We start from the raw sequence: 23222 nt of genomic DNA, 5'->3' as shown, positions 1-23222 counted from the left end.
GTTCTCGGAGCAGGTGCCCGTAGCGGCGCCCGTCGCCCCTCCCGGCGGCGGGCACCGCTACGGGCACCTCTTTGTTCGGGGGGTCCCGGACGAGGGCCCGGCCCGGGCGAAGGCCGCCTCGACGGGGGCCCGCCTCTACGAAGACCCGCCTCGGCGAGGGCCCGCCCGTCGGCGGTGCGGCTCAGCCCAGCACCGGGTAGCGGGCCGCCCAGGCCGCGCCGCCCGCGGCGTCGGGGCCGTGCAACTCCGGCCCGTGCATCAGCTCCAGCACGAAGTCGTCCGCCAGCTCCAGCAGCGCCGCGCGCCCCTCCAGACCGGCCACCAGACCGGGCGGCAGCGCGGTGTCCCCGTGCAGGACGCCGAGCAGGTTGCCGCAGATCGCGCCGGTGGAGTCGCTGTCCCCCGAGTGGTTCACCGCCAGCAGCAGGCCCGAGCGGATGTCGTGGGCGACCAGCGCGCAGTACACCCCGATGGCCAGCGCCTCCTCGGCGACCCACCCCTCCCCCAGGGCCTCGACCCGCTCGGCGGACGGTTCCCCCGCGCGGACCGCGTCCAGTGCCGCCCGCAGCGCCGTCGTGGTCTCCTCGTGCGCGGGCCGCTCGGAGAGCAGCGCCAGCGCCAGGTGGACCCCCTCCTCCAGGGTGCCGCCGCGGGCCGCGGTCTGGACGATCACCGCGAGCGCGCCCGCCGAGAGGTAGCCGGTGGGGTGGCCGTGCGTCAGCACCGAGCACTCCACGGCCAGCTGGAAGACCAGGCCCGGGTCCCAGGTGGTGAGCAGCCCGAACGGGGCCGCCCGCATCACCGTTCCGCAGCCCTTGGAGTGCGGGTTCTTGGGCGCCTCCAGCGTGCCGAGGCGCTCGGCGTCCGGCCCGGAGAGGCCGGAGAGGCAGGCCTGGCCGGGCGCCCGCTGGGCGTACAGCCACTCCTCGCGGCCGAGCCAGCCGAGGTCCGCCCGGCGCTCGTCCGGGCCCCAGTCCCGCTGGGTGGCGGCCCAGCGCAGGTAGGCGAGGTGGAGGTCGGTCGGCGGGTGCCAGCTGCCGGTGTCCCGGCGGATGTGCGCCCGGATCAGCCCGTCCAGGGTGAACAGCACCATCTGGGTGTCGTCCGTGACCGCACCGAGCCGCCCGTAGGCGGGGACGTAGCCGGTGACGCCCTGCGGGCCGTGCACCGCGCGGATCTTCTCCAGCGACTCGAACTCGATGCCGGCGCCGAGCGCGTCACCGATCGCGCCGCCCAGCAGACAGCCCCGCACCCGGCTGCGGAAGTCCTGCTGCTGTGCGCGTGACCAGAGTGGCATCACGACGGGAGGCCTTTCGTCCGGGAAGCGGGCCGCGCGACGGGGCCGGCCGCGCGCCCCCGACTGTATTCGAATGGCCGTACAAGTCGAGGGGCGGACCGGAACACCAGCACTTCAACAAAATGTTGCTGCACCGCCATGCGGCGGCCACCGGGTGCGGACGGGCGTGGTCTACCGCTCGGGCGGCCTCTCCGGGCTGACCGGGCAGGACCTCGCCAAGCTGCGCCGCCTCGGCATCCGCACCGTGTTCGACTTGCGCACCCCGGCCGAGCAGAAGGCCGCCCCGGACCGTATCCCGGCCGGCGTCACCGCCGTGGTGCCGGTCGGCTGGCCACCGGTCGGCTGCCGACCTGCCGCCGACCGGTGACGGGGCTGGGGCGGGGCGGGTGACCGGCCCGATCCGCCCCGGCGGACCGTCACTCGCAGCTGTTCCCCATGGTGTTCGGGCCGGTCAGGACGTCCACCGCGGTGAACACCTCGCCGACGGCCAACAGCACGGCCACCACGGCCAGCAGGCTCCCGACCACGAGCAGGGCCGGCCGCCGGTGCGACCGCACCGCGACCCACCCGGCGGCCACCCCGGCCGCCAGGCTCAGCGCCGGCGCCAGCACCGCCGCCGCGACCGGCGGGCCCGACAGCTTCCCGACCTTGGCGCAGTGCTGGAGCGGCCCCCAGATGTCGCGGTGGTACGCGTCCGCCGCGTACATCGCGAACACCCAGCCCAGGACGCCTGCGAGGACCACCGCCCCGAGCACACCCCACCGGCCGGCGCCGCCCCTGACCGCTGCCGTCTCCACCCGTCGTCCCCCTCCGTCGTGGCCCCTCCCGGGGCTGCCACGACGTGGACGCGGACACCGGGGTTCCGGTTCCGGCTGACGGCCGGGGCCCGGCGCGGTCCGGCTCTCCGCTGCCGCGCCCGGATCCCCGGCACCCGTCCAGGACCGGCGTCAGTCCAGGACCGGCAGCAGCTCCGGCAGGTGCCCGTCCGAGGCCAGCGCCACGGCCCGGCGCTCGGCCGGCACCTCCCCGTACGTGGTGGTGCGCTGACGGTGCGGGCGGCCCGCCGCCTCCGCGATCGCCTGGAGGTCCCGCACGGACTTGTAGCTCCCGTACGCCGAGCCGGCCATCCGCGAGATGGTCTCCTCCATCAGCGTGCCGCCCAGGTCGTTGGCGCCCGAGCGGAGCATCTCGGCCGCGCCCTCGGCGCCCAGCTTCACCCAGCTGGTCTGGATGTTGGGGATGTGCGGGTGGAGCAGCAGCCGTGCCATCGCCACCACCGCCCGGTTGTCCCGGGCGGTCGGGCCGGGCCGGGCGATGCCGGCCAGGTAGACCGGAGCGTTGGTGTGGATGAAGGGCAGCGTCACGAACTCGGTGAAGCCGCCGGTGCGCTGCTGGATCTCCGCGAGCAGCCGCAGGTGGCCCAGCCAGTGCCGCGGGGTGTCCACGTGCCCGTACATCATCGTGGACGAGGAGCGGATGCCCAGCTCGTGCGCGGTGGTGACGACCTCCACCCAGGTCGCGGCCGGCAGCTTGCCCTTGGTCAGCACCCAGCGGACGTCGTCGTCCAGGATCTCGGCGGCCGTTCCCGGGATGGTGTCCAGGCCGGCCTCCCTGGCCCGCTGCAGCCACTCGCGGACGGACAGGCCGGTCCGGGTCGCGCCGTTGACCACCTCCATCGGCGAGAAGGCGTGCACGTGGATGCCCGGCACCCGCTCCTTCACCGCCCGCGCGATGTCGAAGTAGGCGGTCCCGGGCAGGTCCGGGTGGATGCCGCCCTGCATGCAGACCTCGGTGGCGCCGACCTCCCAGGCCTGCGCGGCCCGGTCGGCCACCTGCTGCAGGGAGAGGGTGTAGGCGTCGGCGTCGGTGCGGCGCTGCGCGAAGGCGCAGAACCGGCAGCCGGTGTAGCAGACGTTGGTGAAGTTGATGTTCCGGGTGACGCAGTAGGTGACGTCCTCCCCCACGGCGTCGCGGCGGACGTCGTCGGCGATCCGGCAGAGCGCGTCCAGGGCCGGGCCGTCCGCGTGGAACAGCGCCAGCGCCTGGTCGTCCGTCAGCCGGGCGGGGTCGTCGGCGGCCGCCGCCAGGGCCGCCCGCAGGTCTCCGGCCAGCCGCTCGGGGGCGCCCTCGGCCAGGACCCGCTCGCGCAGCACCTCCCAGTCGCCGTAGACGTCCTCGAAGTCGGCGCGCCGGTCGCCGGTGCGGCCCTCGGTGTCGACGGCGGTGTGCAGGTCCGTCCGCCCGTACGAGGCCGGCAGGTCCTCCGGCTCCTGCCAGGGGTGGCCCTGGACCACCGCGTCCGGGCGGGCCAGACCGGTCTCCGGGTCGGCCAGCGCGCGGACGTGCGGCAGCACCCGCGGGTCCAGCCACGGCTCGCCGCGGCGGACGTACTCCGGGTAGACGGCCAGGCGCTCGCGCAGCTCGAAGCCGGCCGCCGCCGAGTGCTCGGCCAGCCGGTCGATCTGCGGCCAGGGGCGCTCCGGGTTCACGTGGTCGGGCGTCAGCGGCGAGACCCCGCCCCAGTCGTCGATCCCGGCCCCGATCAGCCGCGCGTACTCGCCGTCCACCAGGTTCGGCGGGGCCTGCAGACAGGCCGACGGGCCCATGACGTGGCGGGCCACGGCCACCGTGGCGACCAGCTCGTCCAGCTCGGCGTCGGGCATGCCGCGCATCGCCGTGTCCGGCTTGGCGCGGAAGTTCTGCAGGATCAGCTCCTGGATGCCGTGGTAGGCGCGGGCGACCCGGCGCAGCGCGAACAGCGACTCGGCGCGCTCCTGGTAGGTCTCGCCGATGCCGATCAGCAGCCCACTGGTGAAGGGGACGGAGCTGCGCCCGGCGTCCTCCAGCACCCGCAGCCGGACGGCCGGCTCCTTGTCGGGCGAGCCGTGGTGCGGGCCGCCGGGCTCGCTCCACAGCCGCGTCGCGGTGGTCTCCAGCATCATGCCCATCGAGGCCGACACCGGCTTGAGCCGCTGGAAGTCCGTCCAGCTCAGCACCCCGGGGTTGAGGTGCGGCAACAGGCCGGTCTCCTCCAGGATGCGGATCGACATCGCCCGGACGTAGGCCACGGTGTCGTCGTACCCGTGGGCGTCCAGCCACTCGCGGGCCTCCGGCCAGCGGTCCTCGGGCTTGTCCCCGAGCGTGATCAGGGCCTCCTTGCAGCCCAGTTCGGCGCCCCTCCGGGCCACCTCCAGCACCTCGTCCGGGGACATGTACATCCCGTGCCCGGCCCGGCGCAGCTTGCCGGGGACGGTGGCGAAGGTGCAGTAGTGGCACTTGTCCCGGCAGAGCCGGGTGAGCGGGATGAACACGCTCCTGGAGTAGGTGATGACGCCGGGGCGCCCGGCCTCGGCGAGGCCCGCGTCGCGCACCCGGGCGGCGCTCGCACAGAGGTCCGTCAGGTCCTCGCCTCTGGCCTGGAGCAGCACCGCCGCCTCGGCCGCGTCCAGCGCGACACCGTCCCGGGCGCGGCGCAGGGCCCGCCGCATCGCGTTCGACGTCGGGGAGATGGTTCCGTCCATGGCGCGACCCTACGCCAGTTCTCGTACGTCCGGAGTAGCCGACCCTGAGGACGTATCAGGGTCGGCTGCGCCGCGAGGTCGACCCCGATCTGGCCCTGCAGGGCGATGACTCCGGCGCCCCCCGGCCGTGTAATGGAGACCAGAGACGAACTCGGTCACGGTTACGGAAGGGTTGGACGCCATGACGGACGAAAGGCCGGCTGAGCGGCAGCAGGACGACGGGGGTGTCCCGTACCGCGCGGGGCGGCGCACCGCGGTACGGGTGGCGGTCCCGGTGGCGGTGGCGGCGGTGATCGCGGCCGGGGTCGGCCTGGTCCCGGCCCTCGCGGCCGACTCACCGCCGGACCTCCCGGCGCTGACGGCGGAGCAGCTGGTCGCCAAGGCGCTCGGCTCCCAGACGCAGACTCTCTCCGGCACCGTCGCGGTCTCCGCCGACCTCGGGGTGCCGGCCCAGCTGCTGTCGGGCGGCGTCGGCGTCGGCTCGGGCGGCACCGGCCGCACCGGCGGCACCGGGCCGTCGGCGGCCGCGCCGGAGGCCAAGCTGACCGCGCTGCTCGGCGGCGAGCACACCCTGCGGGTCGCCGTGGACGGCCCGGACCGCCAGCGGGTCGGCCTGGTCGAGAAGCTGGCCGGGTACGAGCTGATCCACAACGGTGACCAGGTCTGGGCCTGGGACAGCAGCAGCAACGAGGCGGTGCACCTGACCACCCCGCAGGGCGCCGGCAAGGGCGCCCACGGCGGCCTGCCGGAGGGCTTCGGCGGCGCGGAGGGCAAGGCGCCGCTGACCGGGGTGCCGGCCACCCCGCAGGAGGCGGCCCGTCAGTTCCTCGCCGCGAGTGCGGGCACCACCGCCGTGACCGTCGACGGCACCACCACCGTCGCCGGGCAGAAGGCGTACCAGCTCAGCGTGAAGCCCGCCCGGTCCGGCTCGACCATCGGCGAGGTCCGGATCGCGGTGGCCGCCGAGAACGGCGTGCCGCTCGCGGTCCTGGTCAAGGACACCGGCGGTGGCAAGGTGTTCGACCTCCACTTCACCGAGGTGTCGTTCGCCCGGCCGGCCGCCAAGACCTTCGACTTCACCGTGCCCAAGGGCGCCAAGGTGACGGAGCGCAAGGCCGGGAACGAGCCGAAGGCCCCGTCCGAGCAGGAGGTGCGCGAGGCGGCCGAGGGGCTGAACGTGGTCGGCGAGGGCTGGACGGCGGTGCTCACCGCCAAGCTGCCGACCGGCGAGGTCCCGGTTCCGTCCGAGGGCCGGCACGGCGGCTCCGGCAAGTCCGCGCCGCAGAGCCCGCTGGCGCTGGCGAAGTCGCTCGGCAAGCCGGTCAAGGGCGGCTCGCTGATCAGCACCAAGGTGCTGAACGTGCTGGTCACCGATGACGGCCGGGTCTTCGCGGGCGCGGTGACGCTGCCGGTGCTGCAGAGTGCGGCCGGGGTGAAGTAAGTGACCCAGGCTCCTGTAACGGGGGACGTTACGGAGCCGGCCGGGGGCCGGGGCGCCGATGGGCGCCCGGCCCCCGTGGCCGTTCCCTCCCGTACCCCGTCCTCGGCTCCGTCGGACGACGTGATCAGAACCCGGGGGCTGACCAAGCGCTTCCGCGGCGGCCAGCTCGCCGTGGACGGCCTGGACCTGACCGTGCCGCGCGGCTCGGTCTTCGGCTTCCTCGGCCCCAACGGCTCCGGCAAGACCACCACCATCCGGATGCTGATGGGCCTGATCGCGCCCAGCTCCGGCGTGGCCACCGTGCTCGGCGAGTCGATGCCGCAGTCGGTCGGCTCGGTCCTGCCCCGGGTCGGCGCGCTGATCGAGGGCCCCGCCCTCTACGGCTTCCTCTCCGGCCGGGACAACCTGGCCCGGTTCGACGCGGCCGACCCGACCGCCGACCCGCGCACCCGGCAGCGACGCGTCGCCGAGGCGCTGGACCGGGTCGGGCTCAGCGCCGCGGCCGGCAAGAAGGCGCGGGCGTACTCGCTGGGCATGAAGCAGCGGCTCGGGCTGGCCTCGGCACTGCTCCAGCCGCGCGAACTGCTGGTGCTGGACGAGCCGACCAACGGCCTCGACCCGCAGGGCATGCGGGAGATCCGGGCGCTGGTCCGCGAGGTCGCCGCCGAGGGGACGACCGTCTTCCTCTCCTCCCACCTGCTGGACGAGATCGAGCAGGTCTGCACCCACGCCGCGGTGATGTCGCGCGGCCGGCTGCTGGTGCAGGGCACGGTGGCCGAGCTGGCCGCCCGGGCCCAGGGCCGGCTGGTGGTCCGCACCCCGGACGTGGCGCGGGCCGCCGAGGTGCTGGCGGCCCGGCAGGTCACCGACCTGCGCTCCGCCGAGGGCCGGGTGGACGGCGAGCTGGACGCGCCGGCCGACGACGTGCTGCCGGCGATCTGCGCGGCACTGGTCGAGGCCGGGGTGCGGGTGCGCGGCTTCGGTGTGGAGCGGGGCACGTTGGAGGACGCCTTCGTGGCGCTGACCGGGGAGGGCTTCGATGTCGCGGGCTGACCTGCTGGTGACCCCCGTCGCCGGGCGGCGGCCGCCGACGGCGGCCGGGTTCCTGGCGCTGTTCCGCAACGAGCTGCTGCTGACCTTCCGCCGGGTGCGGACCATGGTGCTGCTGGGCATCCTGGCCGTGCTGCCGGTCCTGATCGGCGTGGTGGTCCGGATCGAGACGGACGGCCCGCGCGGCGGCGACGGACCGGCCTTCATCGCGCAGGTGACGCAGAACGGCCTCTTCCTGGTCTTCACCGCACTCGCGGTGGCGCTGCCGGTCTTCCTGCCGATGACGGTGGGCGTGGTCGCCGGCGATTCGGTGGCCGGCGAGGCGGCGAGCGGCACGCTCCGCTACCTGCTGGTGGCCCCGGCCGGGCGGACCAGGCTGCTCGCCGCCAAGTTCACCGCCGGACTGGCGTTCTGCCTGGCGGCCACCCTGACCGTCGCCCTGGCGGCCCTGGCCACCGGCGCGGCACTTTTCCCGCTCGGCGACGTCACGCTGATCTCGGGCGAGACCATCGGGCTCGGCTCGGCGCTGCTGCGGGCCGTGCTGGTGGCCCTGGTGGTGGCGGCCTCGCTGGCCGGGCTGGTCTCGATCGGGCTCTTCGTCTCGACGCTCACCGGCAGCGGCATCGCGGCGATGGCCGCCACCGTCGGTCTGATGATCACCGTGCAGATCCTGGACAGCTTCCCGCAGCTGCACGCGATCCAGCCGTTCCTCTTCACCCACCACTGGCTGAGCTTCGGGGACCTGCTGCGGGAGCCGATGTACTGGGACGGCGTGCTGAAGAACCTCGGGCTGCAGGCGGCGTACGTCGCGGTGTTCGGCTCGGCCGCCTGGGCGCGGTTCACCAGCCGGGACATCACCGCGTAGCGGGGCGGTGAGGTCGGCGGGCGGCCGCCGACGCCCCGCCGAGGCCGCCGAGGCCGCTGGCCTGCCCCGGCGGGGCGTCGGCGGCGGCGGGGCGGCGGCCCCTCAGCGGGCGGGGGCCGGCGCGGTGTCCGTCGGCGCCCCACCGGTCGACGCCCTGCCGGCCGGGGAGGCGTCGCCCGGAACGGCGTCGCGCGGAACGGCGTCGCCCGGAACGGCGTCGCGCCGGGCCGCGTCGGCCGCGGTGGTGGCCTCCAGCCGGGCCAGGGCGGCCGCGCGCTCCAGCCGGTCGGCCCGCACCCGGCGCAGCGCGTCCCAGGTGAGCACCGCGAGCGCGGCCCAGACCAGGGCGAACCCGGCCCAGCGGGCGGGCGGCATCGACTCGTGGAACACCGCGACGCCGATCAGGAACTGGAACACCGGCGCCAGGTACTGCAGCAGCCCGAGCATGGTGAGCGGCACCCGGACCGCGGCCGCGCCGAAGCAGAGCAGCGGGATCGCGGTGATCACCCCGCTGAGCATCAGCAGCCCCGAGTGCCCCCAGCCGTACTCGCCGGCCACGGTGTGCCCGAAGGTGCCCTTCCCGCTGAGCTCCAGGTGGACGAGGTACCCGAGGGCGAACGGGAACATGAAGGCGCTCTCGGCCGCCAGGCTCTCCAGGCCGCTCAGCCCGACCTTCTTCTTCAGCAGGCCGTAGGTGGCGAAGGAGAGCGCCAGGGTCAGCGCGATCCAGGGCAGCCGCCCGTACCCGATCGTCAGCACCGCGACCGCGAGGGCACCGACCCCGACGGCGGCCCACTGCGCCGCCCGCAGCCGCTCCTTGAGCACCAGGACGCCGAAGGCGATGGTCACCAGCGGGTTGATGAAGTAGCCGAGACTGGTCTCGACCACGTGGCCGGCGTTGACGCCCCAGATGTAGACGCCCCAGTTGACCGAGATCACGGCGGCGGCGGCGCCCAGCATGGCGAGCCGGCGCGGCTGGCGCAGCAGCGGGCGTATCCAGCCCCAGTGCCGCTGCGCGACCAGCAGCAGCACGACCGCGACCAGGGACCAGACCATCCGGTTGGCCAGGATGTCGTCGGCGGCGCCCGGCTCCAGCAGCGGCCAGAACAGGGGGAAGAGCCCCCACATGCCGTACGCGGCGAAGCCGTACCAGAGTCCTCTTCCGGCCTCCTGCTGCCCTGTCTCCGGCATTGACCGCCTGCCCTCCGCGCGCGCCTGTGTCGAGCCGACGGTAGCGGGCGCGGGGGCAGGATGTCATCTCCGTATTCCGTTTTTGGTCATGACAGGGCGTGCGGGACGACCGCCTCAGCCCTTCAGCGCGGTGCGCACGCTCTCCGCCAGCGGGACGGTCGGACGCCCGATCAGGCGGGCCAGGTCGCCGGGGGTGCCGGCCAGCTCACCGCGCGCGATGCCGGCGTCCACGTCCACCAGGACCTCGGCGAAGCCCTCCGGCAGGCCGGCGCCGACCAGCACCTCGCGGTGCTCGGCCGGGGTCACGTCGCGGTGCCCGACCGGCCGGCCCGAGGCCTTCGCCAGCTCGGCGGCCAGCTCCGGCAGGCTCCAGGCGACGTCGCCGCTCAGCTCGTAGACGGTGTCCGCGTGGCCGCCCTCGTCGCCCTCGCCGACCAGCACCGCCACGGCGGCGTCGGCGTAGTCCTTGCGCGGGGCGCTGGCGATCCGGCCCTCGCCGGCGCTGCCGATCACGATGCCGCGGTCGACGGTCCCGGCGGCGTCGCCCAGGTAGTTCTCGGTGTACCAGCCGTTGCGGAGGAAGGAGTAGCGCAGGCCGGACTCCCGGATCGCCGCCTCGGTCGCCTTGTGCTCGTCGGCCAGCCGGAAGGTGGCCGCGCCGGGCGCACTGGTGTAGGCGAGCAGCGCGACCCCGGCGGCGCGCGCCGCCTCGACCACCGCGGTGTGCTGCGGGATGCGGCGGCCGACCTCGCTGCCGGAGATCAGCAGCACCCGGTCGCCGGCCCCGAAGGCGCCGGCCAGGCTCTCGGGCCGGTCGTAGTCGACCTCCCGGACGGTCACGCCGCGCGCGGCGAGGTCGGCGGCCTTCCCGGCGGAGCGGACGGCCACGGCCACCTCGCTCGCGGGCACCCTGGCCAGCAGGCCCTCGACGACCAGGCGGCCGAGCTGTCCGGTGGCTCCGGTGACGACGTACATGATGCGGCTCCCTCGTTCGGGCGATGCGACGATTCGCTGTCTCGTTGACCTCGCAACTAACCCTAGGGACGGCACTTACTTCCGGAAAGTACGCACTTCAAAGTAGGGTACTGACATGGAGGTAATGACCCAGGTGGACCGCGACGGCCGGCTGCCCCCGCCGGACGTCTTCGACCGCATGTGCCCCTCGCGAGGGGTGCTGGAGCACGTCACCAGCCGCTGGGGCGTGCTCGTCCTCGGGGCCCTCGACGAGCGCGGCTACCGCTTCAGCGAGCTGCGGCGGAAGGTCTCGGGGGTGAGCGAGAAGATGCTCGCCCAGACCCTGCAGACCCTGGAGCGCGACGGCTTCGTCCTGCGCGAGGCCCACCCCGTCATTCCACCCCGGGTCGACTACAGCCTGACCCCGCTGGGCCGTGAGGCCGCCCGGCTGGTTGCGGCCCTCGCCCACTGGTCCGAGGAGCGCGTCCCGGCCGTCCTCTCGGCGCGCGCCGAGTACGACGCCCGACCGCGCTGACGGGGCAGGCTCGGCGAGGACCGGGTCGGCGGGTCGGGCCGCGGCTGCGGGCTCTGGGCCTTCGGCCGTGGGCTGCGGGCTGCGGGCCGTGGGCTGCGCGGATCGCGCAGGAATCCTGCACGCATCGAACACCGGCGCGTCCCGTCCGCTCCTAGGCTGACCTGCGGGATCACCCGAGAGCGGCGCTCCTCGGTGGTGCCCGGGCACGGGGGTCCCGGGCACCACCCCGAGAGCCGGCGCCGACTCGGGGGGTCGCGCCGACGCGGGGGCGCGTCCGGGGGCATGCGAGTGGTTCCGGGGGGCTCCGCGGCGACCGGCGTCGGCGGCCGGCGGCCGACCCACGGCGTCCCGGCCGCAGCGTCCTGGCTACGCCGCGCCGGCTACGGCGCCCGGTGCGCCTCGACCAGTGCCGCCAGGCCGTCCAGGACCCGGGCCAGGCCGAAGGCGTACGCGTGGTCCGGGCTGTACGCGCCGCCGTGGGCCTCCCCGGCGGCGGCACCCACGCGCGTGGCGACCGGGAAGCGCTCGGGATCCACCACCCGGGCGAGCAGCTCGGCGTTGGCGGACCACCACTGCTCGTCGCTCATCCGGCTGTCCTGCTCGGCGCCGCGCTCGTCGGCGGCCATCCGGGCACAGGTCTGCACGAAGCCGAGCAGGTGGGTGAGGGCCGCGTCCAGCTCGACGTCCGGCAAGCCGGTGCCCTCCAGGGCGCGGAGCTCGTACTCGTACTTGGCCATCAGCCCCGGCCCGAGCGGCGGCCGGCTGGTGGCGATCCCGGCGACCCAGGGGTGGGCCCGGTGCAGGGCCCGGTTGTCGCCCGCCACCGCGGCCACCCGGGCCCGCCAGCCGTCCTCGGCGGGGTCGGCGCGCCGCATGGTCGCGTACACGGTGTCCAGCATCAGGTCCAGCAGCTCGGCCTTGCCCGGCACGTAGGTGTAGAGCGCCATCGCCGAGACCCCGAGCTCCTGGGCGACCCGGCGCATCGTCACGGCGTCCACGCCCTCGGCGTCCGCCAGCGCGATCGCCGCGGCGGCGATCTCCGCCGGGGACTTCGCCTGCCGGGGGCCGCGACGGCCCGGCTTCTCCTCCGCCGAGAGCCCCCAGAGCAGGGCCAGCGTCCGGGCGGGATCTCCCGCGCTGCTGCGATCGCTTGCCATGGACCGATCCTTTCACGCCCGCGCCCCGCTCGGCCGGGCTACCGTCTGCCCATGACCGACGCCGCCCCCGACGCCGCCCCGAACGCCCGGCCCGAACCGCTTCCGGGCACCTCGACCGTGCGACCGCTGCGCCCGCGCGTCACCTGCCGTCGCTGCCACCGCCCGCTGCACGACCCGGAGTCGCGCATGCTCCGGCTCGGACCGGAGTGCCGCGACCCGGCCGAACGCGTCCCGCGGCACGAGGTCGACCAGGACCCGCTGCCGGGCCTGGCCTGACCCGCGGCGGGGCGGCTCGGACATCGGCCGGGCGACTCGAAGGGCCCCGCCCGGCCTCCGCTCCTGCTCTGCTCCTGCCCTGCTCCTGCTCTGCTCCTGCTCTGCTCTTGCCGCCCAACTCCTGTTCCGCAGGCGGGATTCGGTGCAGTGTGCGCAAACACGCCGACTTCTCGACAGCTCCGCTGCGGAGTTGTCACGTCCGCGTCCGACCGGTAGCCCGCCGCTGCCCTCCCGCGCTATCAACGTCTGCAGGAGGGCCGCCACTTGGCGGCCCCGAACAACCGGGGGACCTCACATGACCACGATCCGCACCGGCAGGACCGCGCCCGCGTTCATCGCCCTCGCCGCGGTCGGCGCACTGGCTCTGACGGCCTGCAACGACGACAGCTCGGCCGACTCGACCCAGACCGCTCCGCCCACCGCCGCCGCCGCCGCCGCGCCGGCCTCCAGCCCGGCCACCGCACCCACCACCCCGGCCGGCTCCGCAGCCCCGAGTACGCCGGCCGGCTCGGCCGCCGCGTCCACCCCGGCCGCTCCCGCCCCGACCGGCAGCGCGCCCGCGGCCGGGGGCGGCGGGCCGTTCGCAACCCCGGGCCAGACCTTCAAGATCGGCCAGCCGGCCCAGATCCAGTTCACCTCCGGCAGCACCAAGGGCACCGTCGCGCTGACCGTGACCTCGATCGACGCCGGCGACCCGGCCGACCTCGAACCCCTGAAGCTCGGCGACAAGGTCAAGGGCCTGGTGCCGTACTACATCCACTACAGCATCACGAACACCGGCACCACCGACCTGTCCCACACCAGCGTGGACCACATGAAGGGCCTGCTGCCGGACGGCACCGAGGCCCAGGAGGTCATGGTCATCGGGAACTTCGCCAAGTGCCCGAGCCCCTCGCTGCCGAAGGGCTTCACCAACGGCCAGACCGCGCAGTCCTGTTCGCTGGCGGTCGCCCCGGCGGCCACCAAGGTCACCGGCGCCGAGTACTGGGGCTCGCCCTACACCCTCGGCAAGGGCGTCAACTGGAAGTAGCCGCGGAGAGGGAACCGCGAAGAAGCAGCCACGGGGAAGTGGCCGCCGGGAGGCGGCCACCGGGGTGCGGCCGCAGCGAAGCCGCAAGGGAAGCGGCAGGGACGCGGCCGCACCCGGTCGGCGATCGAATCGAGAGGCATCCGGGACTTCGCACGATTCCCCCTTGCCAGATTCTCTGTACGTTGTACGGTGTACGGCGTACGGGGTAATCGCCGACGAGAGGGCACGACTCATGCAGATCACCGGCTCCGCTGTATCGCTCACCGTCGAGGACGTCGCCGCCTCCGCCGCCTTCCTGAAGGCGCACTTCGGGTTCGCCGAGCAGATGGCGGCCGACGGCTTCGCCTCGCTCGGCCGGGAGGACGCCGGGATGAACGTCGTCTACCTGCAGCGCGGCACCGAGGTCCTGCCCGAGGGGTTCCGCGACCAGCACGCCGCCGGGCTCATCCTGGCCTTCGTCGTGGCCGACCTGGCCGGCGAGGAGGCCAGGCTGCGGGCGGAGGGCGTGGCGATCACCATGCCGCTGCGCGAGGAGCCCTGGGGCGAGAAGCTGTTCCAGGTCACCGACCCGAACGGCGTGATCGTCCAGCTCGTCGAGTGGGCGCAGCCGCAGCAGTGACAGCGCCGAGCTGGCGCGCAGAACGAGCGCCTCGCAGCAGGAACAGCACGCAGTAGGGAACGGCGCAGACGAGCGGAGCCCCCGGCCGAGGCCGGGGGCTCCGCTCCGTTGTGCCGCCGGAAGGTCAGCCGACCGTCCAGGTGTCGCTCCCCGACAGCAGCGAAGCGAGGTCGCCCGGGCCGCGCTGGGCCTGCGCCGTGGCCAGCTGGTCGGCCATCAGCTCGTCGTACACCGGCCGCTCGACGCTGCGCAGCACGCCGATCGGCGTGTGGTGCAGGGTGTCCGCGTCCGCGATCCGGGAGAGTGCGAACGCCGCCGCCGGGCCGGCCGCGTGGGCGTCGTGGACCAGTACGGCCGACTCGTTCTCCGCCGTGACCGCGGCCACGAACAGCTCACCGTCCGCAGCCCGGAAGACTCCCTGGCCGTGGTCGGCGCCGAAGCGGATCGGCTGCCCGTGCTCCAGCCGGATCAGTGCCTCGTCCCGGCTGCCCGGTTCCTTCAGGATCTCGAAGGCGCCGTCGTTGAAGATGTTGCAGTTCTGGTAGATCTCCACCAGCGCCGTGCCCCTGTGCTCCGCCGCCGCCCGCAGCACGGACTGCAGGTGCTGGCGGTCGGAGTCGATCGTCCGGGCGACGAAGGTGGCCTCCGCGCCGATCGCCAGCGAGAGCGGGTTGAACGGGGCGTCCAGCGAGCCCATCGGCGTGGACTTGGTGATCTTGCCGAGCTCACTGGTCGGCGAGTACTGGCCCTTGGTAAGTCCGTAGATGCGGTTGTTGAACAACAGGATCTTCAGATTCACATTGCGGCGCAGTGCATGGATCAGGTGGTTGCCGCCGATGGACAGCGCGTCGCCGTCGCCCGTCACCACCCAGACGCTGAGGTCCTGCCGCGAGGACGCCAGACCGGTGGCGATGGCCGGCGCGCGCCCGTGGATCGAGTGCACCCCGTAGGTGTTCATGTAGTACGGGAACCGCGACGAGCAACCGATCCCGGAGACGAAGACGGTGTTCTCCCGCTTGATCCCCAGCTCCGGCATGAACGCCTGCACCGCCGCCAGGATCGCGTAGTCACCGCATCCCGGGCACCAGCGCACCTCCTGGTCGGTCTTGAAGTCCTTGGCACTCTGCGGCGCTTCGGCCTTCGGCACCAGCTTCAACGAGGGGAACTTCTGCTCGCTCATCGGTTGTCCTCCTCGCTCGCCGAACCGGCGGTCGCCCCGGTGGTCGTGTCGACGGCCGGCCCGGTGGTCGTGCCGGCGGGCGGCCCGGCGGGCGCGCCGGTGGTCGTGCCGGCGGGCGCACCGCCCTCCGACCCGATCGCCGCCCACAGCACGTCGGCCAACTGCGCCGCCTTGAACGGAAGTCCGCGCACCTGGTTGTAGGACTGCGCGTCCACCAGGTACTTGGCCCGCAGCAGCAGCGCCAGCTGCCCGAGGTTCATCTCGGGGACGATGACCTTCTCGTAACCCCTCAGCACCGCGCCGAGGTTGGCCGGGAAGGGGTTGAGGTTGCGCAGGTGGGCCTGGGCGATGCGGCCGCCGTCCGCCCGGACCCGCCGCACGGCCGCGGTGATCGGGCCGTACGTCGACCCCCAGCCGAGGACCAGCACCCGCGCCTCGCCGTCCGGGTCGTCGACCTCCAGCGGCGGGACGGCGATGCCGTCCACCTTGGCCTGCCGGGTGCGGACCATGAAGTCGTGGTTGGCCGGGTCGTAGGAGATGTTGCCGGTGCCGTCCTGCTTCTCGATACCGCCGATCCGGTGCTCCAGGCCGGGCGTGCCGGGCACCGCCCAGGGGCGGGCCAGGGTCTGCGGATCGCGCAGGTAGGGCCAGAACGAGCCGTCCTCGCGGTTCGGACCGGTCGCGAATCCCGGGGTGATCTCGGGCAGTTCGTCGACCTCCGGGATCCGCCACGGCTCGGAGCCGTTGGCCAGGTAGCCGTCCGAGAGCAGGAAGACCGGCGTCCGGTAGGTGACGGCGATCCGGGCCGCCTCCAGCGCCGCGTCGAAGCACTCGGCCGGGGTGGCCGGGGCGACGATCGGCACCGGCGCCTCGCCGTTGCGGCCGAACATCGCCTGCAGCAGGTCCGCCTGCTCGGTCTTGGTCGGCAGTCCGGTGGACGGGCCACCGCGCTGGATGTCGACCACCAGCAACGGCAGTTCGAGCGAGACGGCCAGGCCGATGGTCTCGCTCTTGAGCGCCACGCCGGGGCCGGAGGTGGTGGTCACGCCGAGCGCGCCGCCGAAGGCCGCGCCGAGTGCCGCCCCGATGCCGGCGATCTCGTCCTCGGCCTGGAAGGTGCGGACGCCGAAGTTCTTGTGCTTGCTGAGCTCGTGCAGGATGTCGGAGGCCGGAGTGATCGGGTACGAGCCGAGGTAGAGCGGCAGCCCGGCGCGCTCCGCGGCGGCGATCAGGCCGTAGGAGAGGGCGAGGTTGCCGGAGATGTTGCGGTAGCGGCCGGCCGGGAGCTTGGCCGGCGGCACCTCGTAGGAGACCGCGAAGGACTCGGTGGTCTCACCGAAGTTCCAGCCCGCCCGGAAGGCGCTGATGTTCGCCTCGGCGATCTGCGGCTTCTTGGCGAACTTGCTGCGCAGGAAGGACTCGGTGCCGTGGGTGGGCCGGTGGTACATCCAGGAGAGCAGACCCAGCGCGAACATGTTCTTCGCCCGCTCGGCGTCCTTGCGCGCCAGCCCGCTGTCCTTGAGCGCCTCCAGCGTCAGCGTGGTCAGCGGCACCTTGTGCAGGTGGTACGCCTCCAGCGAGCCGTCGGCCAGCGGATCCGCCGGGTAGCCGACCTTGGACAGCGCGCGCTTGGTGAACTCGTCGGTGTTGACGATGATCTCCGCGCCGCGCGGCAGGTCCGGCAGGTTGGCCTTGAGGGCGGCCGGGTTCATCGCCACCAGGACGTTGGGTGCGTCCCCCGGGGTCAGGATGTCGTGGTCCGCGAAGTGCAGCTGGAAGGACGAGACACCCGGCAGCGTGCCGGCGGGGGCCCGGATCTCGGCCGGGAAGTTGGGCAGGGTGGAGAGGTCGTTGCCGAAGGACGCCGTCTCCGAGGTGAAGCGATCGCCGGTGAGCTGCATGCCGTCGCCGGAGTCCCCGGCGAACCGGATGATCACCCGGTCGAGTCTGCGGATCGGCTTGGCGCGCCTGGGCTGCGGACTGCCCGGCACGGCGGGGCCGGATGGGCCGCCACCGGGCCCGGGGCGGCCCTCGTCGCCGCCCGAGCCGTCCACTGCTTCTGACTGATCGACCTGACTGGTCACTGCCGCGGACCTCCTCGTGGGCACCAGCCGCGGGCGTGAGCCGTGTGCCCCGTCCGCCTGGTGCACCTCTCGCATCCTATGCGGGTGAGGATTGCCTGGGACGGAACTACCCGATGCGGCAGGAAGCTGCCGATGTCACTGCCGCTGTATCCAGGTACAACGCCCGCGGCGGGTCGTCCCATACCGGACCCGCGAACGCTTGTTCGGGTGCGCACGGAAGCCGGCGGCCGCCCGGGCGACGGGCGTGCGGGCGTGCGCCCGGGCGGGTCGCGAGTGGTCCCTCGGACAGGTCGCGGGCGGCCCTCGCAGGGGCGGACGGGGCGCTGCTCGGACGGGCGAGCGGACCGACGCGTGGCCGCTCGTGACCGCTCGGGCGGGTGAACGGACGGACGGGGCGGCGCTCAGGCGGGTGAACGGGGAGATCGCCGGAAGGGGAGGATCAGGAGTTCAGGTAGGTGAGCACGGCCAGCACCCGGCGGTGGTCCTCCGGGCTCTGGGCCAGGCCCAGCTTGAGGAAGATGTTGCTGACGTGCTTCTCCACCGCGCCGTCCGAGACCACCAGCTGCTTGGCCACCGCCGTGTTGGTCCGGCCCTCGGCCATCAGCCCGAGCACCTCGCGCTCGCGCGGGGTCAGCCCGGCCAGCACGTCGCTCTTGCGGCTGCGGCTGAGCAGCTGCTGGACGACCTCCGGGTCCAGCGCGGTGCCGCCCTCGGCGACCCGGACCACCGCGTCGACGAACTCGCGCACCTCGGCGACCCGGTCCTTCAGCAGGTACCCCACGCCCCGGGTGGAGCCCGCCAGCAGCTCGGAGGCGTACCGCTCCTCCACGTACTGCGACAGCACCAGCACGCCCAGCTCCGGGTAGAGGCCGCGCAGGGTGACGCAGGCGCGCACGCCCTCGTCGGTGTGGGTCGGGGGCATCCGGACGTCGGCGACCACGACGTCCGGCAGCGTGCCGGCGGCGGCCAGGTCGTGGACGGCCTTGAGCAGGGCCTCGCCGTCGCCGACACCCGCCACGACCTCAAGACCCCGGTCGGTGAGCAGCCGGGTCAGGCCCTCCCGGAGCAGTACGGAGTCCTCGGCGATGACGACGCGAAGCATGGTGGCCTTCCGGGTTGGCGCGGCTGCGGGCGGGACTGACGGGGCCAGTCTTCCCTACTCACGACACCGCCGGGCGACAAATCACACCGGCGGTCCGGCGGCCGGACGGCCCGCAACCGCACCGGCCCGGGAGCGGGACCACGGCCGGGGTGCAGGCGGGGCCGGGACCGGGCGCGGGGGCCGGGCCCGGCACGGACGAGGGGGCAGGACCCGGCGCGGGGGCCGGGACCCGGGCGGGCCACTGCGCCGCGTCCGCTCCCCCGGTCGGTCACATCGTGCGGATGGCCACCGCGTCGCAGAGGCCCTGGAGCGCCTCCTTGGCCGGGCCCTCGGGCAGCGGGGCGAGCAGCGCGCGGGCCTCCTCGGCGTGCCGCAGGGTCTCCCGGCGGGCGAGCTCCAGTGCGGGGTGGCGGCGCAGCAGCCGCAGCGCCTCGGCGTGCAGCTCGTCGTCGTCGAGGGAGCCGGCGACCAGCTCGCGCAGCCGCAGGTCGGCCGGGTCCGACTCGTCCACCGGCAGCTGCTGGAGCAGCAGGGTGGGCAGGGTCGGGATGCCCTCGCGCAGGTCGGTGCCGGGGGTCTTGCCGGACTCGTGGCCGTCGCTGGCGATGTCCAGGACGTCGTCGGCCAGCTGGAAGGCGATGCCGATCCGCTCGCCGTAGGCGCTGAGGATGTCGACCACCCAGGGCTCGGCGCCGGCCAGGAGTGCTCCTATCCGGCAGGAGACGGCGATCAGGGAGCCGGTCTTGCCGGCCAGCACGTCGAGGTAGTGGCGCAGCGGGTCGTCGTCCGGGCCGGGGCCGGCGGTCTCCAGGATCTGGCCGGTGACCAGCCGCTCGAAGGCGTCGGCCTGGAGCCGGACGGCGTCCGGGCCGAGGTCGGCGAGCACCTGGGAGGCGCGGGAGAAGAGGAAGTCGCCGGTGAGGATGGCGACCGAGTTGTCCCAGCGCGAATTGGCGCTGGGGGCGCCGCGGCGCACCGGGGCCTCGTCCATGACGTCGTCGTGGTACAGGGTCGCCAGGTGGGTCAGCTCGACCACCACGGCGGCCGGGACCACGCCCGGGGCGTTGGCGTCGCCGAACTGGGCGGAGAGCAGCACCAGCAGCGGGCGGAAGCGCTTGCCGCCGGCCTCCATCAGGTGGCTGGCGGTGAGGGTGATGAACGGGACGTCGCTCTTCACGGCCTCGGTGAGCGCGTTCTCCACCGCGTCCATCCCGTACTGGACATCGCGGGTCAGATCGCGGTCCTGCACGCTGAGCCCAAAGGGTCCCACGACGGTCACGAAGACCACTCCTCTGTCCCTGGTCGATCTAGCGGCCTGGTCCCTGAGTGCCGCCGCTGGCCATACAGGCAGGGTATCCGGTCGCGAGTGGATCACTGCACGGGCGTGCGGGTCCTGTCATGGTCGGGCTGTATCGGCTGGTCAGGCGCGGTGCCGAGACGACTCGTCCGGGCCGCGCGGATAAAGCGCGGCCCGGACGGGAGGGGCCTCCCGGCGAGCCTCCTCCGAGCCTTCCGACGGGGCACCTGACGGGCCCGCGAACCGGCTCCGGACGGGGCCCGGACAGGCCCCTGACGGGCCTGCGACCGGCTCCGGACGGAGCCTCAGCGGACGAAGAGCGAGGCCTTCGACGCGAGGTCCAGGAAGTACTGCGGCAGCAGCCCGAGCCCGAGGGTGACCAGCACGCCCACGCCGATCGCGGTGGCGGTGAAGGCGCTCGGGATGACCACCGTCGGCCCGCCCGGCTGCGGGTCGGAGAAGAACATCAGCACGATGACCCGGATGTAGAAGAACGCGGCCACCGCCGAGCTCAGCACACCCACGATCACCAGCGGGGTCGCGCCACCGGCCGCCGCGGCCTGGAAGACCGCGAACTTCCCGGTGAAGCCCGAGGTGAGCGGGATGCCCGCGAAGGCCAGCAGGAACAGCGCGAAGACCCCGGCGACCAGCGGGGAACGCCGGCCCAGCCCCGCCCAGCTGGACAGGTGGGTGGCCTCGCCCTTGGAGTCGCGGACCAGGGTGACCACGGCGAATGCTCCCAGCGTCACGAAGGAGTACGCCAGCAGGTAGAACAGCACCGAGCTGAGGCCCTGCTTGTTGGTGGCGATCACGCCGGTCAGGATGAACCCGGCGTGCGCGATCGAGGAGTAGGCGAGCAGCCGCTTCACGTCCTGCTGGGTGACGGCGAGGATCGCGCCGACCACCATGGTCAGGATCGCCACGCCCCACATCACCGGTCGCCAGTCCAGCCGGAGGCCGGGGAAGGCGACGTAGAACAGCCGCAGCAGGGCGCCGAAGGCGGCCACCTTGGTCGCGGCCGCCATGAAGCCGGTGACCGGCGTCGGCGCTCCCTGGTAGACGTCCGGGGTCCAGGAGTGGAACGGCACCGCGCCGACCTTGAAGAGCAGGCCGACCGCGAGCATCGCCAGGCCGATCAGCAGCAGCGCGTCGTTCTGGGTGGTGGAGAGCAGCGCCGGGGTGGCCAACGCCTTGCCCGAGATCACGTCGGAGATGTCCCCGAGTCGCACGCTCCCCGCGTACCCGTAGAGCAGGGCGGTGCCGAACAGGAAGAACGCCGAGGCGAAGGCGCCGAGCAGGAAGTACTTGACCGCCGCCTCCTGGGAGAGCAGCCGGCGGCGCCGGGCCAGCGCACAGAGCAGGTAGAGCGGGAGGGAGAGCACCTCCAGCGCCACGAACATGGTCAGCAGGTCGTTGGCGGCGGGGAAGAGCAGCATGCCGCCGACGGCGAACATGGTGAGCGGGAAGACCTCGCTGGTGGTGAGGCCGGCCCGGACGGCCGCCCGCTCCTGCTCGCCGCCGGGGGTGGCGGCGGCCTGCGCGGCGAAGGCGTCGGCCGGCTCGCCGCCGGCCTTGGGCTCCAGCCGCCGCTCGGCGTAGGTCAGCACGGCCACCACGGCGACCAGCAGGATCACGCCCTGGAGGAAGAGCGCGGGGCCGTCCAGCGCGACCGCGCCCATCGCCAGCAGGTCGACCTTGGTCGAGCCGTAGCCCTGGGCGGCGAGCACCACCACGGCGGCGAAGGCGCCGACCAGGCCGATCAGCGCCAGCCAGACCTGCGCCCAGTGCCGGTGCCGGCGGGGCAGGAAGGCCTCCAGCAGGATGCCGGTGACGGCGGCGCCGAACACCACCAGCATCGGGGAGAGCTGGCCGTACTCGACATGCGGCGCCGGGATGCTCGGGCTGTTGCCGCCCGCGGCGGCGAGCCATCCGGTGGTGCTCACTTGTGCTCACCTCCTGAGGGGGCTGCTCCGGGGTGTCCGGCCACCGGGTGGGCCGGTGCCGGGTCGGACTGGTGGACCTGCGTCAGCGTCGCGTCCACCGCCGGGTTGACGATGTCGGTCAGCGGCTTGGGGTAGACGCCGAGCAGGATGGTCAGGGCCACCAGCGGGGCGACGACGGCGAGTTCGCGCGCCTTGAGGTCGGGCATGGCGCTCACCTCGGCCTTGACCGGGCCGGTCATGGTGCGCTGGTAGAGCAGCAACGCGTAGAGCGCGGCGAGCACGATGCCGAAGGTGGCGACGACACCGATCGCCGGGTACCGGGTGAAGGTGCCCACCAGCACCAGGAACTCGCTGACGAACGGCGCGAGGCCGGGCAGCGACAGGGTGGCCAGGCCGCCGATCAGGAACGTCCCGGCGAGCACCGGGGCGACCTTCTGCACGCCGCCGTAGTCGGCGATCAGGCGCGAGCCGCGGCGGGAGATCAGGAAGCCGGCCACCAGCATCCACGCGGCGGTGGAGATGCCGTGGTTGACCATGTAGAGGGTGGCGCCGCTCTGGCCCTGGCTGGTCATCGCGAAGATGCCCATGATGATGAAGCCGAAGTGCGAGATGGAGGCGTACGCCACCAGCCGCTTGATGTCCTTCTGACCGACCGCCAGCAGTGCGCCGTAGATGATCCCGATCAGCGAGAGGACCAGGATCGCCGGGGCGAAGGTCTTCGAGGCGTCCGGGAAGAGGCCCAGGCAGAAGCGGAGCATCGCGAAGGTGCCGACCTTGTCGACCACCGCGGTGATCAGGACGGCCGTCCCGGCGGTGGACTCGCCCATCGCGTTCGGCAGCCAGGTGTGCAGCGGCCAGAGCGGGGCCTTCACCGCGAAGGCGAAGAAGAAGCCGAGGAACAGCGCCTTCTCCGCGGTGCCGCTGAGCACCAGCTTTCCGTCGGCGATCGCCGAGGTGAGGGTGGGCAGGTCGAAGGTGCCGAAGCCCTGGTCCTGCGCGATCACGTAGAAGCCGATCACGGCGGCCAGCATGACCAGGCCGCCGAGCAGGTTGTAGAGCAGGAACTTCACGGCCGCGTACGAGCGCTGGCGCGCCGACTCCGGGCCGCCGGCCCGGTCCCCGAAGCCGCCGATCAGGAAGTACATCGGGATCAGCATGGCTTCGAAGAACACGTAGAAGAGGAAGACGTCGGTGGCGTAGAAGGAGACGATCACCATCGCCTCCACCGCCAGGATCAGGGCGAAGAAGGCCTGGGTCCGCCGCCGGTTCTCGAAGGACCCGTCGGACGGGGCCTGGCCGGGCGGGGCCTGGCCGGGCGGGTCGGCGTCGTGCCAGGAGGCCAGCATCACGATCGGGACCAGGACGGCGGTGAGCAGCGCCAGCACGGTGCCGATGCCGTCCACGCCGAGCGAGAAGCTGATGCCGAAGGAGCGGATCCAGCTGTGGGACTCGGTCAGCTGGTAGCGCGCGCCGTCCGGGTCGAACTGCCCGGCCACGGCGGCCGCCAGGGCCAGGGTGACGGCCGAGGTCCCGAGCGCGACGGCCTTGGTGGTCCGCCGCCGGGCCTCGGTGGACCCGGCGGGCAGCGCCGCGGTGAGCACCGCGCCCGCGGCCGGGACGGCGCAGGTCGCGGTCAGCAGGTGACTCATCGCCGCACCCCCGGAGATGAACTGGGCCTAT

The 23222-nt window shown here is 73.7% G+C and carries 20 protein-coding genes; 8 read left to right on the top strand and 12 right to left on the bottom strand.

Annotation, left to right across the window (positions count from 1 at the left end; genetic code table 11):
- Window positions 1–181: 181 nt before the first annotated feature.
- A complete protein-coding gene (locus RMN57_RS22815) occupies window positions 182–1297 on the bottom strand; it encodes an ADP-ribosylglycohydrolase family protein (RefSeq protein WP_313765186.1) in 1116 nt (371 codons plus the stop codon).
- Between RMN57_RS22815 and RMN57_RS22810 the strand changes: the two genes are divergently transcribed.
- On the top strand, window positions 1200–1664 hold the full coding sequence (locus tag RMN57_RS22810; RefSeq protein WP_313765185.1) for a tyrosine-protein phosphatase: 465 nt from the start codon (window positions 1200–1202) through the stop codon (window positions 1662–1664). The two genes, RMN57_RS22815 and RMN57_RS22810, sit on opposite strands and share 98 nt — an antisense overlap.
- Window positions 1665–1713: 49 nt before the next feature.
- Here RMN57_RS22810 and RMN57_RS22805 read toward each other — a convergent pair whose 3' ends face one another.
- On the bottom strand, window positions 1714–2094 hold the full coding sequence (locus RMN57_RS22805; RefSeq protein ID WP_313765184.1) for a hypothetical protein: 381 nt from the start codon (window positions 2092–2094) through the stop codon (window positions 1714–1716).
- Between the two features lie 150 nt (window positions 2095–2244).
- On the bottom strand, window positions 2245–4818 hold the full coding sequence (locus RMN57_RS22800) for a bifunctional FO biosynthesis protein CofGH (RefSeq protein ID WP_313765183.1): 2574 nt from the start codon (window positions 4816–4818) through the stop codon (window positions 2245–2247).
- 181 nt (window positions 4819–4999) lie between these two features.
- On the opposite strand from RMN57_RS22800, the gene RMN57_RS22795 reads away from it, so the two are divergent.
- From RMN57_RS22795 to RMN57_RS22785, 3 genes are all read left to right on the top strand, one after another.
- Window positions 5000–6259 carry a DUF2092 domain-containing protein gene (locus RMN57_RS22795; protein ID WP_313765182.1) on the top strand — a complete coding sequence of 420 codons (1260 nt, stop codon included), beginning with the start codon at window positions 5000–5002 and terminating at the stop codon, window positions 6257–6259.
- Between the two features lie 75 nt (window positions 6260–6334).
- Window positions 6335–7312, top strand: a complete 978-nt coding sequence (locus tag RMN57_RS22790) for an ABC transporter ATP-binding protein (RefSeq protein ID WP_313765181.1) — start codon at window positions 6335–6337, stop codon at window positions 7310–7312.
- Window positions 7299–8174 (top strand): ABC transporter permease, encoded by an 876-nt coding sequence (locus tag RMN57_RS22785; RefSeq protein ID WP_313765180.1) that lies wholly within the window; start codon window positions 7299–7301, stop codon window positions 8172–8174. The genes RMN57_RS22790 and RMN57_RS22785 overlap by 14 nt, the downstream gene beginning before the upstream one ends.
- 102 nt (window positions 8175–8276) lie before the next feature.
- On the opposite strand, the gene rarD is transcribed toward RMN57_RS22785, so the two are convergent.
- Complete coding sequence (rarD, locus tag RMN57_RS22780; protein ID WP_313765179.1) at window positions 8277–9365, bottom strand: EamA family transporter RarD; 1089 nt, start codon at window positions 9363–9365, stop codon at window positions 8277–8279.
- 114 nt (window positions 9366–9479) lie between these two features.
- A complete protein-coding gene (locus tag RMN57_RS22775; RefSeq protein ID WP_313767925.1) occupies window positions 9480–10343 on the bottom strand; it encodes an SDR family oxidoreductase in 864 nt (287 codons plus the stop codon).
- Between the two features lie 121 nt (window positions 10344–10464).
- Here RMN57_RS22775 and RMN57_RS22770 point away from each other — a divergent pair, with 121 nt between their 5' ends.
- Window positions 10465–10854, top strand: a complete 390-nt coding sequence (locus RMN57_RS22770) for a helix-turn-helix domain-containing protein (RefSeq protein ID WP_313767924.1) — start codon at window positions 10465–10467, stop codon at window positions 10852–10854.
- Window positions 10855–11234: 380 nt separating this feature from the next.
- On the opposite strand, the gene RMN57_RS22765 is transcribed toward RMN57_RS22770, so the two are convergent.
- Window positions 11235–12011, bottom strand: a complete 777-nt coding sequence (locus RMN57_RS22765; protein WP_313765178.1) for a TetR/AcrR family transcriptional regulator — start codon at window positions 12009–12011, stop codon at window positions 11235–11237.
- A 51-nt stretch (window positions 12012–12062) separates the two neighbouring features.
- On the opposite strand from RMN57_RS22765, the gene RMN57_RS22760 reads away from it, so the two are divergent.
- The 3 genes from RMN57_RS22760 to RMN57_RS22750 all read left to right on the top strand — a co-directional run bounded on the left by RMN57_RS22760 (window position 12063) and on the right by RMN57_RS22750 (window position 13936).
- A complete protein-coding gene (locus tag RMN57_RS22760) occupies window positions 12063–12287 on the top strand; it encodes a DUF6011 domain-containing protein (RefSeq protein WP_313765177.1) in 225 nt (74 codons plus the stop codon).
- Window positions 12288–12582: 295 nt separating this feature from the next.
- Entirely contained in the window at window positions 12583–13317 is a 735-nt protein-coding gene (locus tag RMN57_RS22755; protein WP_313765176.1) for a hypothetical protein, read from the top strand.
- A 232-nt stretch (window positions 13318–13549) separates the two neighbouring features.
- Complete coding sequence (locus tag RMN57_RS22750) at window positions 13550–13936, top strand: VOC family protein (protein WP_313765175.1); 387 nt, start codon at window positions 13550–13552, stop codon at window positions 13934–13936.
- A gap of 124 nt (window positions 13937–14060) precedes the next feature.
- Here RMN57_RS22750 and RMN57_RS22745 read toward each other — a convergent pair whose 3' ends face one another.
- The 6 genes from RMN57_RS22745 to RMN57_RS22720 all read right to left on the bottom strand — a co-directional run bounded on the left by RMN57_RS22745 (window position 14061) and on the right by RMN57_RS22720 (window position 23191).
- Window positions 14061–15116: a 2-oxoacid:ferredoxin oxidoreductase subunit beta gene (locus tag RMN57_RS22745; protein WP_313765174.1), complete on the bottom strand. Its 1056-nt coding sequence runs from the start codon at window positions 15114–15116 to the stop codon at window positions 14061–14063.
- Window positions 15113–17200 carry a 2-oxoacid:acceptor oxidoreductase subunit alpha gene (locus tag RMN57_RS22740; RefSeq protein ID WP_396327939.1) on the bottom strand — a complete coding sequence of 696 codons (2088 nt, stop codon included), beginning with the start codon at window positions 17198–17200 and terminating at the stop codon, window positions 15113–15115. Before RMN57_RS22740 ends, RMN57_RS22745 begins: the two co-directional genes overlap by 4 nt.
- Before the next feature lie 439 nt (window positions 17201–17639).
- Window positions 17640–18302 (bottom strand): response regulator transcription factor, encoded by a 663-nt coding sequence (locus RMN57_RS22735; protein WP_313765173.1) that lies wholly within the window; start codon window positions 18300–18302, stop codon window positions 17640–17642.
- 268 nt (window positions 18303–18570) lie between these two features.
- Entirely contained in the window at window positions 18571–19581 is a 1011-nt protein-coding gene (locus tag RMN57_RS22730) for a polyprenyl synthetase family protein (RefSeq protein WP_313765172.1), read from the bottom strand.
- Between the two features lie 323 nt (window positions 19582–19904).
- On the bottom strand, window positions 19905–21542 hold the full coding sequence (gene nuoN, locus RMN57_RS22725; protein WP_313765171.1) for an NADH-quinone oxidoreductase subunit NuoN: 1638 nt from the start codon (window positions 21540–21542) through the stop codon (window positions 19905–19907).
- On the bottom strand, window positions 21539–23191 hold the full coding sequence (locus RMN57_RS22720; protein ID WP_313765170.1) for an NADH-quinone oxidoreductase subunit M: 1653 nt from the start codon (window positions 23189–23191) through the stop codon (window positions 21539–21541). Before RMN57_RS22720 ends, nuoN begins: the two co-directional genes overlap by 4 nt.
- Window positions 23192–23222: the final 31 nt, after the last annotated feature.

Source organism: Kitasatospora sp. CM 4170, from assembly GCF_032110285.1.
Taxonomy (GTDB): Bacteria; Actinomycetota; Actinomycetes; order Streptomycetales; family Streptomycetaceae; genus Kitasatospora; species Kitasatospora aburaviensis.
The sequence above is the reverse complement of the archived record's forward strand: the minus strand, read 5'-3'. Positions and strand labels throughout refer to the sequence as shown.

What these genes read in the sequence shown, in the direction of transcription:
- RMN57_RS22810 (WP_313765185.1), top strand. Translation starts at nt 1,200, where the DNA reads ATGCCGGCGCCGAGCGCGTCACCGATCGCGCCGCCCAGCAGACAGCCC.
- RMN57_RS22815 (WP_313765186.1), bottom strand. Translation starts at nt 1,297, where the DNA reads ATGCCACTCTGGTCACGCGCACAGCAGCAGGACTTCCGCAGCCGGGTG.
- RMN57_RS22800 (WP_313765183.1), bottom strand. Translation starts at nt 4,818, where the DNA reads ATGGACGGAACCATCTCCCCGACGTCGAACGCGATGCGGCGGGCCCTG.
- RMN57_RS22795 (WP_313765182.1), top strand. Translation starts at nt 5,000, where the DNA reads ATGACGGACGAAAGGCCGGCTGAGCGGCAGCAGGACGACGGGGGTGTC.
- RMN57_RS22785 (WP_313765180.1), top strand. Translation starts at nt 7,299, where the DNA reads ATGTCGCGGGCTGACCTGCTGGTGACCCCCGTCGCCGGGCGGCGGCCG.
- rarD (WP_313765179.1), bottom strand. Translation starts at nt 9,365, where the DNA reads ATGCCGGAGACAGGGCAGCAGGAGGCCGGAAGAGGACTCTGGTACGGC.
- RMN57_RS22770 (WP_313767924.1), top strand. Translation starts at nt 10,465, where the DNA reads ATGACCCAGGTGGACCGCGACGGCCGGCTGCCCCCGCCGGACGTCTTC.
- RMN57_RS22765 (WP_313765178.1), bottom strand. Translation starts at nt 12,011, where the DNA reads ATGGCAAGCGATCGCAGCAGCGCGGGAGATCCCGCCCGGACGCTGGCC.
- RMN57_RS22760 (WP_313765177.1), top strand. Translation starts at nt 12,063, where the DNA reads ATGACCGACGCCGCCCCCGACGCCGCCCCGAACGCCCGGCCCGAACCG.
- RMN57_RS22755 (WP_313765176.1), top strand. Translation starts at nt 12,583, where the DNA reads ATGACCACGATCCGCACCGGCAGGACCGCGCCCGCGTTCATCGCCCTC.
- RMN57_RS22750 (WP_313765175.1), top strand. Translation starts at nt 13,550, where the DNA reads ATGCAGATCACCGGCTCCGCTGTATCGCTCACCGTCGAGGACGTCGCC.
- RMN57_RS22745 (WP_313765174.1), bottom strand. Translation starts at nt 15,116, where the DNA reads ATGAGCGAGCAGAAGTTCCCCTCGTTGAAGCTGGTGCCGAAGGCCGAA.
- RMN57_RS22735 (WP_313765173.1), bottom strand. Translation starts at nt 18,302, where the DNA reads ATGCTTCGCGTCGTCATCGCCGAGGACTCCGTACTGCTCCGGGAGGGC.
- RMN57_RS22720 (WP_313765170.1), bottom strand. Translation starts at nt 23,191, where the DNA reads ATGAGTCACCTGCTGACCGCGACCTGCGCCGTCCCGGCCGCGGGCGCG.